Below are 16952 nucleotides of genomic sequence, written 5' to 3'. Positions count from 1 at the left end.
TGCACACCCACATCCTCGAATACCCCGATCCACACGCACCGTACGGCGTCCGCGGAGTCGGCGAACCGCCCACGATCTCGTCCACCCCGGCCATCGTCGCCGCGATCCGCGCGGCCACGGGAAAACCACTGAGCCGGGTTCCCATCCGCCCCGAGGACATCGCCCTCCGTCCCTGACCCGGATACAACCGCCGAAGGAGGACCATGTTCGCGCGCGTGATCACCGCCCAGACCGAAACCGAAGGATTCGACGAGCTCACCCGCCTGGCCCAGGAACAGCTTCCGGGCGCCCGGGAACAGCCCGGGATGGGAGACCTGCGAACAGAGAGAAGCGGTCAGCCAAGGCACCGCGACCGGTATGCACGACAAGGGCACCTGAACCGGATCAAGCTTCCCGGGCGGACCGTTCCCGGAACACGAGGTTCAGCACCACCGCTGCGATGCATCCCGCACTGATCCCGGAATTCATGATGGTGCGCACCGCGGCCGGGAAATGCGCGTAGAACTCCGGCGCCACGACCGGAAGCAGCCCGATGCCGAGCGAGGCGGCCACGATCGCGACGTTCGCGGGCCGGGACAGGTCGGCCCGGGTCAGGGTGCGGATCCCGGCCACGGCGACACTGCCGAACAGCACGATCCCCGCACCGCCGAGCACCGGTTGCGGCACCAGCGCGACGATCCCGCCCACCACGGGGAACATGCCGAGCAGCACGAGCAGCACCCCGCATCCGGCGACCACATAGCGGCTGCGCACCCTGGTCAGCGCGACCACTCCGATGTTCTGTGCGAACGCGGTGGCCAGGAAACCGCCGAACACCGTGCTCACCGCACTGGCCAGGCCGTCGGCACGCAGTCCGTCGGCGAGGGTGCGCTGCCCGGTCGGGCGTTCGACGATCTCCCCGAGCGCGATCATGTCCGCGGTCGACTCGGCCATCGTGACGATCACGGCGATGACGATGGAGATGATCGCGGCGATGTCGAAGGCGGGCGCACCGAAATGGAACGGGCTCGCGATCCCGAACGCCTCCGCCTTGCTGAACGAACTCGTGTCGATCGCGCCGAGCGGCCAGGCGAGCAGGGTTCCGGCGACCAGTCCGATCAACAGCCCGATCCGGCCGAGTACCCCGGACAGGAACCGGTTGCACACCAGAACCGCCAGCAGGGTGAACCCGGCGAGCAGCACATCACGCCAGCCGGCTGACGGTTTCTGATCGGCGACCCATTGCGCGGTCACCGGAAGCAGAGACACCCCGATCAGCGTGATGACCGTTCCGGTGACCACCGGCGGGAAGAACTTGAGTAGCCGGGAGAACACCGGAGCGAGCAGCACCATCAGCGCACCGCCGATGAGCGTGGCGCCGTAGACGTAGCCCAGCGCCGAAGGCCCCGCGTGTTCCTCGGCGATCGCCTGCACCGGAGCGACCGAAGCGAAGGTCACCCCGTTCACCAGCGGCAGCCGTGCGCCGAACCGCCAGATGCCGAGTGTCTGCAACAGGGTGGCGATCCCGGAGGTGAACAGGCTGGCCCCGATGAGCAGGCTCAGCTTCGCGGGATCGAGCCCGACGGCCGCGCCGATCACCAGTGGCGGAGCCACCACCCCGGTGTACATCGCGCCGACATGCTGCAGCGCACCGAGCAGGAGCTCGCCCGCTCCCGGGCGCCGGTCGACCGGATGGACGGCGCTCACGCGTGCCGCTCCGGGCCGGAACGGTCACTGCGGCGGCGGGTTACCCGCGTGATGAGCATGGGCAACGGTAGCCCGCGCCGCGGCACGCACCCACGGCACGGCCGACCCCGTGACGTAGCGGACGAGTGGCGCAGCGCCACTGCTCAGCGCGTGGCGCCGAGCCAGGTGAGCGCCGCGGTGGTCAGGGCCTGCACCCCGGTGACGATCGTGGGTTCGGGCACCGGGGCGAATTCCGGGGAGTGGTTGCTCGGGATGTCCTTTTCGAACCGTCCCTGCGCGAAGGCCGTCATGACCCGCTCCGGGTCGAGCCCGCCCCAGAACCAGAAAACCGTCGGGATCGAGGCGGCCGTGCCGAACACACCGACATCCTCGCTCGCGGTGATGGTCGGCATCGGCATGACCCGTTCGCCGCCGAACCGCTCGGTGAACGCCGCCACGGTGCGCGCGGCAGCCTCCGGATCGTTGATCGTGACCGGGGCGCTGACCGTCCACTCGATCTCGGGTTCCTTCGGCGCACCGCTGATCTCGCACTCCCCGCGCACGATGCGTTCCACGGCGGCACGCAGCTGGGACCGGACCTCCGGCGAGTACGCGCGCAGATTGATCCCGAGCTCGGCCTGCTCGGGAATGATGTTGTCCTTGGTCCCGGCGACCAGTTTGCCCACGGTGACCACGGCGGTCTCGGTCGGTGTCACCTCGCGCGCCACGATTCCCTGCAGCCGCAGCACGATCGAGGAGGCGAGCACCACCGGGTCCACGGTGGTGTCCGGGCGGGAACCGTGCCCGCCGCGGCCGAAGATCCGCACCCGTGCGGAGTCACTGCTGGCCATGGTCGGGCCGCTGGCGTGCCCGAGTACACCGGCCGGAAGCGGCGCGACATGCTGGCCGAGCACGATCTCCGGGGTACCGAACCGGTCGAAGAGCCCATCGGCGAGCATCGCCTCGGCGCCCTTGGCGAGTTCCTCCGCGGGCTGGAACACCCCGAGGACCGTGCCGGACCAGTCCGTACGGCGGGCATCGAGCTGTTCGAGGGCGCCGAGCAGGCAGGTGGCGTGCATATCGTGCCCGCAGGCATGCATCACCGGAACCTCGTCACCGTCGGGCCCGGTCCCCGTGGCGGTGCTCGCGTACGGCAGCCCGGTGGCCTCGGCGACCGGCAGCGCGTCGATGTCCGCACGCAGCATCACCAGCGGACCGTCCCCGTTGCGCAGCACGGCGACCACGCCTGTGCCACCGACCCCGGTTGTCACCTCGGCGTCCAGCCCGGCGAGCCGTTCGGCGATGCACCGCGCGGTGCGGTGCTCGGCGAAGGACAGCTCGGGGTGCTCGTGCAGATCACGGTAGAAGGCGTGCAACCGCTCGAGCTGTTCGGCGGACGGTGCGGACGTTTCTGACATTGCGGCATCACTCCTCACCGGCGAGTCTGCCACACTGAGTTGTCACCAAGCGTGTTCGAGGGGAGTGCGGATGGGCACGTTCTTTCTTGTGGCGATGGCGCTCGCCTTGCTGTTCTTCGCGATCGGCATGGTGCGGGACCGCCGTCGCTACAGCAACGGGATCTGGCTCAGCATCACGCTGATCTTCTTCCTGCTGTTCCTGTTCGCCAACGCCGCGAAGGTGCACTGGATCGGGCTCGCACTGGTGACCGCGTTCTTCGGCGCCGTGCTGCTGCTGGTGCTCGTGCTACCGGTCGCGCTGGTGATCAACGGCGTCACGATGCTGCGTCGCGAGGGGCGGCGCCCCGCGAACCTGCTCTCCCTGCTCGCCGGGCTCGGCATGTTCGCGCTGTACGCCGCGTTCTGGCTGACCGCCCGGATCGACGTGGACTGGCCCCGTGTGGTGCTCGGCGCGATCGTGCTGGTCTCCTGCTATCTCGCCTTCCTGTTCGTCACCTTCCTGCTGTACTCGGTGGTCTACAGCCGCACCGCGCGCAGGCGGAAGTTCGACGCGGTCGTGGTGCTCGGTTCCGGGCTGATCGGGGAACGGGTTCCCCCGCTGCTGGCCAGCAGGCTCGACCAGGCGGTCCGGATCTACCAGCATGCCGAGACCGCACCGGTCCTGGTCGTCAGCGGCGGGCAGGGCGGTGACGAGGCCGTCTCCGAAGCCGAGGCCATGGCCGGGTATCTGGTCACCAAGGGCATTCCGGAAAAGGACATCGAACTCGAGGACCAGGCGCGCACCACGGAGGAGAATCTGCGCTACAGCAGGGCGATCCTGGACGCGCGGGAACCGAGGCCGAAGCGGATCGCCGCGGTGACCAACAATTTCCACGTGCTGCGCACCGCACTGCTCTCCCGGCGGATCGGGGTACGCCTCGACGTGCTCGGTTCCCCGACGGCCTTCTATTTCCTGCCGAGCGCGTTCCTGCGGGAGTTCGTCGCGATCGTGCTGGCGAACCGCGTGGTCAACGGGATCATCTGCGGAGTGCTCGGTGGCGGGGTACTCGCGATCGGCCTACTGGTCTGAGCTCGCATAGCGCGCGCGATAGGTGCGCGGACTGACCCCGAAGAACGCGCGGAACCGCCTGCTCGCATAGGCCGGATCGGGCCAGCCGACCTCGCGGCCGATTTCCGCGACGGGCAACCGGGTCTCGATCAGCAGCGCCGCCGCACGCTCGGCCCGCAACCTGCCGAGGCATTCCATCGGAGCCGCGCCGAGGTGCGCGCCGAACAGCCGCGCCAGATGTGAGGCCGAAACCCCCGCCGCCGCGGCGAGTTCGCGCACCGACCACGGATGCGCGGGCTCCTCCTCCAGCAGTCCCACGGCCGTGGCGACCACCTCCGGGGTCACCGGGACGGCCGTGTCCCGGTGTGCGGTGAGCTCACCGATGACGCACAGCAGCTGCCCGATCCGTTTGGTGCGCTCCCCCGTCCGGCGCGCCGGACCGGCGGCCATCGCGTGCAGCGGTTCGGCGATGCGCTCGAGGGTGCCCGGATCGAGCCGGGCGATCCGGTGCCGCGCGGGCCATTTCGACCGTTCCACCGGCCACAGCACGCTGCCCAGCACCGGATCCGAACGCAGCCAGGACAATTCGCGATGCAGCAACTCGGTGCCGAGACCGACGTTGCACAGCCGCAGCCCCGCGCAGCGATCGTAGGCGTGCCAGTCCCCGGGACGCAGCGCGACGACCGAACCGGTGCGCACCTGGACCCGGCCGACCGCGGAGGCGTGCCGCGCCGTGCCCGCGAGCACGATCGCGAGCTCGATGAAGTCGTGGCTGTGCGGGGCCATCCCGCGGTCCCCGAGCTCGGTCTCCTCCGCGGCGATCGCGATGCCTCCCGCACCGAAGATGTCCTCCCGCAGCATCCGGTGCATGATCGGATTGTACAAGTTCCCGGTCGAGAAGTCCTGTTTCACCGGATCATCCTGTACCAGGATCGATCATCATGCGTGCGGAAATTATCCAACGTCCACAACGGACAGCGACCCCCTTGCTCCTGGTACTCGGGGTGTTGCTCATCGCCCTGAACCTGCGCCCGGCGATCACCAGCCTTCCGCCGTTGTTCCCGGAGGTCGCGCACTGGTTCGGCCTCACCGGTTCCGCGGTCACGGCGCTCGCCGCACTGCCGGTGTTCTGCTTCGGCGTGGTCTCGTTCTTCGCCCCGCCCCTGGCCCGGCGGTTCGGAGAGGAACGCCCGATCGGGATCGCGCTCATCCTGCTCACCCTCACCCAGGCGCTGCGCATGCTCGCCGGACCGTTCGCCCTTTTCCTCGGCACCGTGTTCGCGGCGGGAGCGCTGGCCTTCTGCAATGTGCTCACCATCAGCGTGATCAAACGGCGGGCCGGGCGGCGTTCGGGCGCGGTGCTCGGCTGGTACATGCTCTGCTACGGGTTCTGTGTGCTGGCCAGCACCACGCTCGCGGTCCCGCTCTATCACGCACTCGGGGCGAACCTGCCACTGGCGACCGGGCTCTGGGCCCTGCCCGCCGCGGCCGCCGCGCTCGCCTGGATTCCCCAGTTCCGTTACGGCACAAGGGAAAGCGCTCCCGCTGCCGCGGGAATCGGGATCTACCGCAAGCGGATCGCCTGGCAGGTCACCTGTTATGCGGGCGCGCAGAGCGTGTTCTTCTACGCCATGACCTCGTTCCTGCCGAGCATGTTCCGCGACCGCGGTATTTCCGCGGACGGAGCGGGCCTGCTCGCCGGACTGGTCGGGGTCGGTGGTCTGGTGGTCTCCTTCGGCACCCCGATGCTCGCCGAGAAACTGGGCGACCAGCGTCCGATGATGGCGCCGATCGTGGTGTGCTGCGCGGCCGGGATCCTCGGCTGTCTCTACGCCCCGGTCTCGACCGCCGCGGTCTGGGTGATCCTGATCGGCCTCGGAGCGGGCGCGGCCCAGCCGCTCGCGCTGTACCTGACGATCGCGCGCACCGAGACACCCGCCGGGGCGGCCGCCCTTTCCGGAATGAGCCAGGGCGTCGGTTATCTGCTCGCCGGATTCGGCCCGCTGCTGTTCGGCCTGCTGCACACAGCGACCGGGGCCTGGGAAGCCCCGGTGTTCGCGCTGCTCGCGGTGCTGCTCGTGGAACTCGTGGTCGGCCTGCTCGCCTGCCGCCCGGAACGCGTTCCGCTGTGACCGGTGCTCAGCACGTGGTCCAGCGGTGGCGGCGTTTGCGCACCTCGAGATGGATGAGCGTCTCCGCTCCGCGCACCCCGGGAACGGTGCGGATCCGCTGGGAGAGCAGCAGCGCGAGGTCCGCATCGTCGGCGCACACGACCTCGCAGAGGATGTCGAACCGCCCGGCGCAGATCGTCAGCTGCTCCACCTCGTCGAACTCGGCGAGCGCGTCGGCGACCGGATCGAGCGGTCCCGCCACGGTCACCGCGACGAGTGCCTGGCGCGCGAGCCCGGCGAGGCGCGGATCGGAGACCGCGAAGATCTCGATCACCCCGGCATCGGCGAGACGCTGCACCCGTTGGCGCACTGCTCCTTCCGAGAGACCGACCGCCTTCCCGATCGTCACATAGGATCGGCGCCCGTCCTCCTGCAGCTGCTCGATGATGTGCCGGGTGGTCTCGTCAAGGAGCGTATTCGCCGATTTTACTTGGGTGGCCGGCATTCTGCTCACCTCCCTGGGTGCGATGGGTCGGGAACAGGGCGATCCCGGCCCCGATGAGCACGGCGCCGACCGCATGCCACACCAGCAGCCGTTCGCCGAGGAAGGCCACCGCGAGCGCCACGCCGAACACCGGGATGAGGTTGAGCACCATACCCGCCGCACCGACCGGGACCGTGGCGATCGCCCGGTTGTAAAGCAGGAAACTCGCGGCGTAGCCGATGGTTCCCATGATCACCGCGGCGATCCAGAACCGGGGCGCGGCGTGCAGCGGCAGCGCCTCCGCCCCGGTCGACCAGGCCAGCACGGAAACCGGGATGGCCAGGATCAGCGCAGCGGTGAACTGGTAGGTGGTCATGGACAGGGCGTCGGTGGTGCGGGCGGCCCCGCGGGCGGGCAGCGAGTAGAGCGCGGCGCTCAGCGCACCGAGCACCACGAGCACATCCCCGAGGTTGCCGTGCACGTTCGCCCCGATCCCCTGCAGCGCAAGCACTCCGGCACAGGACAGGAGCAGCCCGGCCACCGCGCGGATGCCGAGCCGTTCGCCGAGGAATATCGCGGAGAGCAGCACCACGAAACAGGATTCGGTGGCGTTGAGCAGGGATGCGTTCGTGGCCGTCGTGTAGCCGAGCCCGACGGTGAGCAGTCCGTAGGCCAGTCCGGGTTCGAGCAGGCCGAGCAGGAAATACCGGCCGATCCGTTCCGGGGGACGCAGCCCGCGCAGCAGCGCCAGCGGCCACAGCACGAGGTTCGCGCCGAGCAGACCGGCCAGCAGCACGGCAGCCGGGCCGAGCCCGCCGAGCGCGTACTTCGCGGCAGTGGCCTGCGTTCCCCAGCACAGCGCGGCGAGAACGAGGAGCAGATAGGGCCCGCGTGGCCTCACTGCGCGGCCTCCGCACTCTCACCCTTCGCGAGAATGTGTCGCAACAATTCCTGCACCTGCGCCGGCGTGGTGTTCGGGTTCAGCAAGGTCAGCTTCAGGTAGATCGCCTCGGCGCCGGAGGAATCGAGCATGCTGGTCCGGCCGATCACGGCCAGCCCTTCCGCGAGCAGCGACCGGCGGATCTCCGCGTTCACCGCTGCGCCGTGCGCCGGATCGCTTGGCAGGTAACGGAAAACCACGGTGCTCAGCACCGGATCGGCACGCAGCTCCAGCTTCGGGTGCTCCCGGACGAACTCGGCGGCGTCCTCGGCGAGCGCATGGCAGCGGTCGACGAGTTCACCGAGCCCGGCCTTGCCGAAGCTGCGCAGGGTGACCGCGACCTTGAAGGCGTCGGCGCGCCGGGTGGTGCGCAGGGAATGCCCGAGCCTGCTGGTGTATCCGGCGCGCTCATCGTCCTCGCTGTTGAGATAGGCGACCGTACGGTCCAGCGGGGCGAAGCTGTCCGCGGCACGGGTCAGGAACGCGCCCGCGGCGACGGGCTGCCAGCCGAACTTGTGCAGATCAAGGCTCACCGAATCGGCGCGCTCGATCCCTTCGAGCAACCGGACCAGCCTGGCGGAGAACAGGGCTCCCCCACCGTAGGCGGCGTCCACGTGCAACCAGGCGCCGTATTCGCGGGCGATCGGCTCGAGCTCGGCGATCGGGTCGATCCCGCCGAGGTCCGTGGTGCCCGCCGTGGCGACGACCGCGAGCGGCACCCGGCCACGGCAGCGCACCATCTCCAGGCTGCGGGTCAGCTCCTCGGGCCGCATCCGGTGCGCCTCGTCGACGGGAACCGGAAGCACCGCGTCCTCGCCGAGACCGAGGAAACCGGCGCACCGGGCGATCGAGAAGTGCGCGGCCTCCGAGCACAGGATCCGGAACGTGTCCCCGGTACCCGCGAGCCCGCTGCGGGCCACCTCGACCCCGCGACGACGCCGGATCACGTTGTCCCGCGCGAGAAGCAGGCCCATCAGGTTCGACTCGGTCCCGCCCGAGGTGAGCACCCCGGCAGAGCTGTCCGGGAACCCGACCAGCCGGGAGAACGCCTCCACCAGCTGCTCCTCGAGCACACTAGCCAGCGGGGCCTGGTCCCAGGAATCGAGCGAAGCGTTCACCGAGCCAGCCGCGGTATCGGCGGCCACCGCCAGCGCCAGCGGCGGGCAGAGCAGGTGCGCTGCGCAGGCGGGATCCGAGGGATCTGCCGCACCCGCGGCGAGCTGACGGACAAGCCCGGCGAGCACCTCGCCCGGTTCGGATCCGGTCTCCGGCAGCAGTTCGCCCAGTTCGGTGCGCCACCGCCGGGCGAGCGTGGCCGGATCGCCCGCGGGGATCGGGCCCTCCCTGTCCTTGGCACCCTCGGCGAGCGCGTCCAAGGTGATACCGAGAAACGATTCGAGTGCCGTTGGACCGTGCACGCCGCCCGCGAATGCGACATCCATGGCGAACCCTCCCTAGTTATTACTCGGAAACCGATTTGATTGGTCCACGCGATTTCGAATGGCGAACGGGCTGCCTTAGGCCGATGCGAAATTCGTGTCGATGACGTTACGCCCAGGTATCACCAAGGCACAAACAGTGACATGACTCACCGGGCGTAAGAGGGAATCCCGGGTGATTACCGTGGTTTTAAGAAGCTTTTATCAACCGGCGGCGTCAGATGAACGAGAAGCGAACAACATCAGAAAAACGACGGCCCGGCGTCAAGAAAACAGAAAAAATCGGCGCCGGAAAGCATCCTCCGCAAATACCGCACGCGGGTGAGCTCGGCGCCGATTCTTACTCGAATACTACGCGGTCCCGTCGATGGTGGCGGCCAGCAGTGCCAGGTCGCCGTCCGCGGATTCGCTGTAGGCGACCAGTTTCTGACCGGGCGCGACCCCGCTGATGGACTCGCGCAGGTGCACCGTCACCCCGTCCTCGACCGGGGTCACCACCGCGGGCGCGACCCCGCCGTGTGCCCGGATCTGCACGGTGACCTCGGTCGGCCCGGCGAGCTGCTGCCCGCCCGGGTAGATCACCTCGGAGCACTGGATCTCGTCCACGGTCAGCCGGTCCCGGGAACCCACCCGCACGGTGGCGGTCACCGGCTCCAGGGAGAGCACGTAACGCGGACGCCCGTCCGCCGCGGGTGCCTCGACACCGATCCCCTTGCGCTGGCCGACGGTGAAGCCGTGCACACCAGCGTGCTCGGCCAGCACCTCGCCGGTCTCGTCGTCCACGATGTTGCCCGGCCGGGTGCCGAGCCTGGACTCCACGAATCCGCGGGTGTCCCCGTCCGCGATGAAGCAGATGTCGTGCGAATCCGGTTTGCGCGCCACGAAGAGGCCACGCCGCTCGGCCTCCGCGCGCACCTCGGACTTGCGGCTGCCACCGAGCGGGAACAGGGAATGCCGCAGCTGCTCCGCGGTGAGCGAGGCCAGCACATAGGACTGGTCCTTGCCCTCGTCCACACTGCGGCGCAACTCCGGCGCATCATCCACAGTGGACAGTCGGGCGTAGTGCCCGGTGCACACCGCGTCGAACCCGAGCCCCATCGCGCGTTCGAGCAGCGCGGCGAACTTGATCCGCTCATTGCACCGCACGCACGGGTTCGGGGTCCGGCCCCGCTCGTATTCGGCGAGGAAGTCGGCGACCACTTCCTCGGTGAACTCCTCGGAGAAATCCCAGACATAGAACGGAATCCCGAGCATGTCCGCGGCGCGGCGCGCATCACCGGCGTCCTCGATGGTGCAGCAGCCACGGGACCCGGTACGCAGGGTGCCCGGTTTCGCCGAGAGCGCCATGTGCACCCCGGTCACCTCGTGGCCCGCCTCGACGGCGCGCGCGGCGGCGACCGCCGAGTCGACACCACCGCTCATCGCGGCGAGGACCTTCATGACATCTCCTTCACTCGGTCGGTCTTCCTCCGGCGCAGCGAGGGCACCCCACGCCCGCGCGCCCCGGTCACGGCTTCCCCGAGCACCGCACCGAGCGCGGTGACATCCGCGTCCGTCGAGGTGTACCCGAGGGAGAACCGCAGGCAGCCGCGTGCCGCCTCGGCATCCGCCCCCATGGCGAGCAGCACGTGGCTCGGCCGGGAAACCCCGGCGGTGCACGCCGATCCGGTCGAGCACTCGATCCCCCGTGCGTCCAGTGCGGCCAGCAGCGTGTCACCGCGGCAGCCGGGGAAGGTCACGTGGGCGATCCCGGGCAGGCCACCGTGTTCCGGCCCGTTGACGACGGCATCGGGAACCGCGGCACGCACGGCGGTGAGCAGCAGCGCCCGCAGCCGGGCCAGTTCCCCGGCATGCGTTTCCCGTTCGGCGACCGCGAGCTCGAGGGCTCGCACGAAACCCAGGATCGCCGCGGTGGCAAGGGTTCCCGAGCGCACCTCGCGTTCCTGTCCGCCGCCGTGCAGCACCGGGGTGCACGCGGTGTCCCTGCGCAGCAACAGCGCCCCGGCCCCGACCGGCCCGCCGATCTTGTGCGCGCTACAGGTCAGCGCGGCCACGCCGAGCGCGGCGAAGTCCACCTCGAGCACGCCGACCGCCTGCACGGCGTCGGTGTGCACCGGGATCCCGTGCCCCGCGGCGATCGCGGCCAGTTCGCGCACCGGATTCACGGTCCCCACCTCGTTGTTCGCCAGCATCACGCTCACCAGCGCCACCGAGTCCGGATCGTCCCCGATGGCGGCGCGCAACTCCTCCGGCGCGACCCTGCCGCTCGCGTCCACGCCGAGCACCACGAGCTCGGCCCCCTCGTGGTCGCGCAGCCATTCCGCGGTGTCCAGCACGGCGTGGTGCTCCACCGCCGAGACGAGTACCCGGCGCCTGCGCGGGTCCTCCGCGCGGCGCGCCCAGTAGATCCCCTTGACCGCGAGGTTGTCCCCCTCCGTGCCGCCCCCGGTGAAGATCACCTCGGAGGCGCGGGCACCGAGGCGGGCCGCGCAGGACTCGCGCGCCTCCTCGACCCGCCTGCGCGCGGCCCGTCCCGAGGCGTGCAGTGAGGAGGGGTTGCCCGCCTCCCGGAGCGCCTCGGTCAGCACGGCGATCGCCTCGGGGCGCATCGGCGTGGTCGCGGCATGGTCGAGATACGGCATAACGTCCCCCAGGATACGCGAGCTCACCTGGCCCTTCGCGAGACGACCGCACCCACGGCGCACAGCAGGAGCATTCCGCACACGAGCACCGCCACCCCGGGGCCGGGCTCCCCCGCGCCACCGAGCCCGGCGAGCAGCGCCCCGCCGAGCCCGATGAACAGGGTGGCCGAGCCCCGGTCGGCGAGCTGCATCGCCGAGACGTTCAGGCCGCGCTCCCGCTCCGGGGACAGCCGGAACAGCAGCACGTTCATGCTGGGCATCCCGATGCCGTTGCCGAAACCGACCAGGGGCCAGCCGATCAGCGCCAGCCAGCCGGGCACGAACGGCGCGGTCACCGCGAGCACGCAGGCCAGGCCGAGGGCCAGGAAGACGAATCCGGTGCCCAGCAGGCGTTCCCTGGCCAGTCCGGGGTGCCTGCCCTGCCAGTAGGACGCGGCCGACCAGCCCAGCGCCATCATCGTGAGCGGTATCCCGGCGAGCACCGGCGAGTACCCGTGCACGACCGTCAGCACCAGGGGCAGGAAGGCCTCGACCGCATCGGTGGCCCCGGCCATCAGCCCGCGGGCGAGCACCACCACCGGCAGCCCGCGGCGCGCCCGCAGCGTGCCGCGCGGCAGGAGCCGGTGCAGCGCGAGGGCGAGCACCAGCAGCGCGGGCAGGCCGTAGCCGAGCGCGGCCGGCCCCGGATGCTGGCCGGCCCAGCTCACCCCGGCGATGCCCACGGTCACCCCGAGCGCGGCGAACAGCCGCCCCGGCCCGGGGCGGGCTCCGGAATCAGGTCCGCCCAGTCCCCGTACCGCGGGCACCAGCAGCAGGAAACCGAGCAGCACCAAGGGAACCAGGGCGAGGAAGACCAGCCGCCAGGAGGCGTACTGCGCGGCGAGCCCGGCCAGCGGCATACCCAGCACCGCCGGAAGCACCCAGGCCGCCGCGGTGAGCCCGTAGACCTTGGGCCGCAACCGGTCCGGGAACACCGCCGCGATCAGCACCTGCAGTGCGACCGCCTGCAGACCGGCGCCGAGGCCCTGCACGGTGCGCCCGAGCAGCAGTAGCGGCATCGTCGGCGCGCATCCGGCGAGCACCAGTCCGGCGCAGAACACCGCGAGCCCGGTCAGCAGCGGGAACCGCGGGCCACGGTTGTCGCACCACGCGCCGCCGAGCACCGTGGTGCCCATGCTCGCGGCGAGGTAGGCCACGAACGGCCAGGCGTAGAGCGCGCCACCGTGCAGCGCGGCCACCATCGTCGGCATCGCGGTGGCCACCCCCATCGCCTCGAAGGCGACCAGGGTGATCAGCAGGACCGCGCCGAGGGCCGTGGAGCGGTAATGCCGGGACCACAACGACTCCGCGCGCTCCGAGGTGGATGTCATGGCACCCACCTTGCGACCTCGACAGCGCTGGAGGTCCAGTCCGGGATTACTCCGGGCGGAGCTCCTTGACGGGGTGCTGCCTGGCCATCGGGATCTCCGCGCGGCCGTCGTCCAGCACCGCGCGCATGGCCCGCTCGGTGATCGCGGCGAGCTCGCGCCGATCGGCGGCGCGGCCGGGGGCGATCTCGTCCAGCACGTGCAGTTCCACGACGAGCCCGCGCAGCCGCCCGGTGCGCAGCATGGAGTCGAGCAGCGTGTCGTCCCCGATGAACGCGGGCCAGGTGGTGGGGGTGCCGTCCTCGAGCCGGTAACGGATGGCGATCGGCAGTACCGGAACCCCGCCGTCGATGGCGGCCTGGAAGGTCGCCGGGCGGAAGTGCCCGGAGGCGAGCCCGCACCAGGTCGTCGCCTCGGGGGTGACGCTGATCAGCGATCCGGCCCGGAGTGCCTTCGTGACCTCGGCGATGGTGCCCGGCAGCGTCGACAGTTCGTCCCGGCGCAGGAAGATGGTGCCGGCGACCTTCGCCAGCCAGCCGATCACCGGCCAGCGGGCGATCTCGCTCTTGCCGAGCGCGCGCATCGGGTGCACCGCGTTGACCGCGACGACGTCCAGCCAGGAGACGTGGTTGTTGACCACGAGGGCGCCGCGCTTCTCGTAGCTGGCGTCGTCCCGCTCGCCCTGGCCGGGGTTCGCGCCGAAGTCGGAACCGAAGGCCGTGGCGCCGTGGACCTCCAGACGCGCGCCGAACGCGGAGATGAGCCTGCCGAAGAGCCATTTCACGTAGCGCTGCCGCGGGCGCCCACGCAGCACGAACAGCACCGGCGAGGTGCAGAGCGCGAGCAGGAGCATGCCGATGACGACGATGAACCGGGCGGTCACCCGCAACCAGGAAACGGTTGCCGGTTTACCCGCGACACACCCGGAGCCGCACGGCGCGACAGGCAGGTATGGGTTGATCATGCGCTCTGGTCCCCAAGCTGATCACCGAGGAAGAACCGGACATAGCGATGGTCGACGTTGTCCATCGAGAACAGGATGAAGAAATCGGCGACGCCGAATTCCGCGTCGAGCATCGGCGGCCCGCAGACCCAGGCGCCGAGCCGGAGATATCCGCGAAGCAGCGGGGGAATCCGCCCCCTTGTCGGCCGGGGCGCGTTGTCCACATCGAACGGGTGCAGCGGTTGAACCCGGTAGGGCTCGGGCGCGTAGTGCTTGGCCGAGACGATGTCCCAGACGCCCGCCGCTTCCGCGCCACCGTCGGCGACCGGCACCGAGCTGCAGCCGACGAGGTATTTCCCGCCCGCGCTGAGCAGGTACTTGGCGATCCCGGCCCAGACCAGGCTCATCACGGCCCCGTTGCGATGACCAGGCGCGACGCAGGACCGGCCGACCTCCACCATCTCGTCGCGGAGCGCGTCCAGGTTGCTCAGGTCGAATTCGGTGTCCGAGTACAGTTTCCCGGCCTCGCGGGCCCGCGCGGGTGAGAGCATCCGGTAGGTGCCGACGATCGCGCCGGTCGAATCGTCCCGCGCCACGATGTGGTCGCAGAATTCGTCGAACGGATCGATATCGATGCCGGGTTCCTCGGTAGGAAGAGTCGCCCCCATTTCCCCCGCGAAAACGTCGTAGCGCAGCCGCTGTGCCGCACGTACCTCGTCCGGGTCCCTCGTCACCAACAGTGAGTACTGGCCGCTCGCCGCGCTCGCGGGCGTGCTCGCCAACAGTTCTGAGGAAGTCATAAGCTCTGTCTACTCGATGCCATTTTCCGACGCCACGCTTTACCGTGACCTCACACGCAAACATACAGGAAACTCTTGGTATCCATGGGGAACCCGGGCGCAGTATGACCTGTTCCACTGGGGTGGTGAACCTTCCCACAAACATCGCGGGCCCGGTGCGAAATACGCACCGGGCCCGCGATGTTTCAGTCCTCTGGGCTACCCCTGAATGATCAGCCCTTGCGGCCCTGCACCTCGGAGGTGAGCTGCGGGGCCACGTTGAACAGGTCCCCGACGATGCCGTAGTCGGTGATCTCGAAGATCGGTGCCTCCGGGTCCTTGTTGACCGCGACGATCGTCTTCGAGGTCTGCATCCCGGCCCGGTGCTGGATCGCCCCGGAGATACCGAGCGCGATGTACAGCTGCGGGGACACGGTCTTCCCGGTCTGGCCCACCTGGAACTGTTGCGGGTAGTAACCGGAGTCGACCGCGGCACGGGAGGCACCGACGGCCGCGCCGAGCGAGTCGGCCAGCTTCTCGACGACCTCGAACTGCTCGGCGGAGCCGACACCGCGGCCACCGGAGACCACGACCGAGGCCTCGGTGAGCTCCGGGCGGTCCCCGCCGACGATCGGCTCGTTACCGGTGATCTTGGCCGACTTCGCGGCGTCCACCGCGGGCGCCGAGACGGTCTCCTCCGCCGCGGCACCGCTGGCCTGCTCCGGCTCGACCGAGCCCGCGCGCAGGCTGATCACCGGGGCACCCTTGCTCGCCTTGGACTTGACGATGAAGCCGCCACCGAAGATGGACTGGGTGACGCTGCCGTCCTCGGCGACGTCGACCGCGTCCACGAGCAGACCGGAGCCCAGCCGCACCGCGACCCGGGCGGCGATCTCCTTGCCGCGCGCCGTGGCGGGCACGAGCACCGCTGCGGGCGAGGCCTGCTCGGCCACCGCGACCAGGGCGTTCACCTCGGGGGTGACCAGGTAGGTGCCCGCGTCCTCGGACTCGGCCGCGTACACCTTGGCGGCTCCGTATCCGGCGAGCGAGTCCTTCAGCTTGGCCGCCGAACCCGCGGCGCCGACCACGACCGCGGAGGGCTCCCCGATCCGGCGTGCGGCGGTGAGCAGTTCAAAGGTCGACTTCTTGGCTTCCCCGTCGAGGTGGTCGACGAGCACAAGTACTTCTGCCATTGTTCTCCTCTTTCTTCCGTCTCGTCGGGGTTGCTCAGATCAGCTTCTGCGCGACCAGGTACTCGGCGATCTTGGTGCCGCCGTCGCCCTCGTCCTCGGCCTTCTGCCCCGCGGCGCGCGGGGGCTTCGGCGCGGCCTCGGTGACCGTGGACCAGGCGTTGCCCAGGCCGACCTCACCGGCGTCGACCCCGAGGTCGGCCACGGTGAGCGTCTCGACCGGCTTCTTCTTCGCGGCCATGATGCCCTTGAAGGAGGGGTACCGCGGCTCGTTGATCTTCTCCGCGACCGAGACGATCGCGGGCAGGTTCGCCTCGAGGTAGGTCAGGCCCTCGTCGGTCTCCCGGGTGGCCTTGACCGTCTGGCCCTCGATGCTGACCTCGCGGGCGTGCGTCAGCTGCGGAAGGCCGAGCAGCTCGGACAGGATGGCCGGGATCGCCCCGCCACCGCCGTCGGTCGCCTCGTTGCCCGCCAGCACCAGGTCGGGCGCGTCGCCCTTGCCGATCGCCGCGGCGATCACCTTGGCCGTGGCGAGCACGTCGGAACCGTGCAGGGCGTCGTCGCAGACGTGCACGGCCTTGTCCGCGCCCATGGAGAGCGCCTTGCGGATCGCGTCGGTCGCCCGGTCGGGGCCGACGCAGACCACGGTCACCTCGCCCTCTCCGGCTTCCTTGATCTGCAGCGCCTGCTCGACGGCCTTCTCATTGATCTCGTCGAGCACGGCGTCGGCGGAGTCGCGGTCGAGCGTGCTGTCGGCATCGCTGAGTTTGCGCTCCGAATAGGTGTCCGGCACCTGCTTGACAAGGACGACGATGTTCATCGGTCTGCCTCGACCTCCTCGTGTAAATGGGCCTAGCTGGTTTCTTGCTGCTTTCCCGATTGCGCAAACCTTGCCATGACATGCGGATTTGCACAGGTCGAGGCTG

Annotated in this window: 15 protein-coding genes; 2 read left to right on the top strand and 13 right to left on the bottom strand. The window is 69.9% G+C overall.

The window, feature by feature from the left end:
- Window positions 1-384 precede the first annotated feature (384 nt).
- The gene (locus AD72_RS03025) at window positions 385-1686 is read right to left on the bottom strand and encodes a nucleobase:cation symporter-2 family protein (RefSeq protein WP_031464811.1); all 1302 of its coding nucleotides are present in this window, start codon (window positions 1684-1686) and stop codon (window positions 385-387) included.
- Window positions 1687-1829: 143 nt separating this feature from the next.
- Window positions 1830-3083 (bottom strand): amidohydrolase, encoded by a 1254-nt coding sequence (locus AD72_RS03020; protein ID WP_031464810.1) that lies wholly within the window; start codon window positions 3081-3083, stop codon window positions 1830-1832.
- A gap of 70 nt (window positions 3084-3153) precedes the next feature.
- Between AD72_RS03020 and AD72_RS03015 the strand changes: the two genes are divergently transcribed.
- Window positions 3154-4152: a YdcF family protein gene (locus AD72_RS03015; RefSeq protein ID WP_031464809.1), complete on the top strand. Its 999-nt coding sequence runs from the start codon at window positions 3154-3156 to the stop codon at window positions 4150-4152.
- Here AD72_RS03015 and AD72_RS03010 read toward each other — a convergent pair.
- Complete coding sequence (locus AD72_RS03010; RefSeq protein ID WP_156365020.1) at window positions 4141-5001, bottom strand: AraC family transcriptional regulator; 861 nt, start codon at window positions 4999-5001, stop codon at window positions 4141-4143. The two genes, AD72_RS03015 and AD72_RS03010, sit on opposite strands and share 12 nt — an antisense overlap.
- 116 nt (window positions 5002-5117) lie before the next feature.
- Here AD72_RS03010 and AD72_RS03005 point away from each other — a divergent pair, with 116 nt between their 5' ends.
- Window positions 5118-6263 (top strand): MFS transporter, encoded by a 1146-nt coding sequence (locus AD72_RS03005; RefSeq protein WP_197284862.1) that lies wholly within the window; start codon window positions 5118-5120, stop codon window positions 6261-6263.
- A gap of 7 nt (window positions 6264-6270) precedes the next feature.
- On the opposite strand, the gene AD72_RS03000 is transcribed toward AD72_RS03005, so the two are convergent.
- The 10 genes from AD72_RS03000 to AD72_RS02955 all read right to left on the bottom strand — a co-directional run bounded on the left by AD72_RS03000 (window position 6271) and on the right by AD72_RS02955 (window position 16846).
- Entirely contained in the window at window positions 6271-6747 is a 477-nt protein-coding gene (locus AD72_RS03000; RefSeq protein WP_031464806.1) for an Lrp/AsnC family transcriptional regulator, read from the bottom strand.
- Window positions 6707-7627, bottom strand: a complete 921-nt coding sequence (locus AD72_RS02995) for a DMT family transporter (RefSeq protein ID WP_031464805.1) — start codon at window positions 7625-7627, stop codon at window positions 6707-6709. The genes AD72_RS03000 and AD72_RS02995 overlap by 41 nt, the downstream gene beginning before the upstream one ends.
- Window positions 7624-9108, bottom strand: coding sequence for a pyridoxal phosphate-dependent decarboxylase family protein (locus tag AD72_RS02990; protein WP_031464804.1), 1485 nt, complete (start codon window positions 9106-9108; stop codon window positions 7624-7626). The genes AD72_RS02995 and AD72_RS02990 overlap by 4 nt, the downstream gene beginning before the upstream one ends.
- A 348-nt stretch (window positions 9109-9456) precedes the next feature.
- Window positions 9457-10545, bottom strand: coding sequence for a tRNA 2-thiouridine(34) synthase MnmA (gene mnmA / locus AD72_RS02985; RefSeq protein WP_031464803.1), 1089 nt, complete (start codon window positions 10543-10545; stop codon window positions 9457-9459).
- The gene (locus tag AD72_RS02980; RefSeq protein WP_031464802.1) at window positions 10542-11747 is read right to left on the bottom strand and encodes a cysteine desulfurase family protein; all 1206 of its coding nucleotides are present in this window, start codon (window positions 11745-11747) and stop codon (window positions 10542-10544) included. The genes mnmA and AD72_RS02980 overlap by 4 nt, the downstream gene beginning before the upstream one ends.
- Before the next feature lie 23 nt (window positions 11748-11770).
- Window positions 11771-13117, bottom strand: a complete 1347-nt coding sequence (locus AD72_RS02975; protein ID WP_031464801.1) for an MFS transporter — start codon at window positions 13115-13117, stop codon at window positions 11771-11773.
- A gap of 46 nt (window positions 13118-13163) precedes the next feature.
- On the bottom strand, window positions 13164-14078 hold the full coding sequence (locus AD72_RS02970) for a lysophospholipid acyltransferase family protein (RefSeq protein WP_031464800.1): 915 nt from the start codon (window positions 14076-14078) through the stop codon (window positions 13164-13166).
- On the bottom strand, window positions 14075-14857 hold the full coding sequence (locus AD72_RS02965) for a GNAT family N-acetyltransferase (protein WP_031464799.1): 783 nt from the start codon (window positions 14855-14857) through the stop codon (window positions 14075-14077). Before AD72_RS02965 ends, AD72_RS02970 begins: the two co-directional genes overlap by 4 nt.
- Before the next feature lie 212 nt (window positions 14858-15069).
- Entirely contained in the window at window positions 15070-16029 is a 960-nt protein-coding gene (locus AD72_RS02960) for an electron transfer flavoprotein subunit alpha/FixB family protein (RefSeq protein ID WP_031464798.1), read from the bottom strand.
- 34 nt (window positions 16030-16063) lie between these two features.
- On the bottom strand, window positions 16064-16846 hold the full coding sequence (locus AD72_RS02955) for an electron transfer flavoprotein subunit beta/FixA family protein (protein ID WP_031464797.1): 783 nt from the start codon (window positions 16844-16846) through the stop codon (window positions 16064-16066).
- Window positions 16847-16952: the final 106 nt, after the last annotated feature.

Source organism: Sciscionella sediminilitoris (genome assembly GCF_000737195.2).
Classification (GTDB): domain Bacteria; phylum Actinomycetota; class Actinomycetes; order Mycobacteriales; family Pseudonocardiaceae; genus Sciscionella; species Sciscionella sediminilitoris.
Note: the sequence above shows the minus strand (reverse complement) of the source record. Positions and strands in the feature narration are given on the sequence as shown.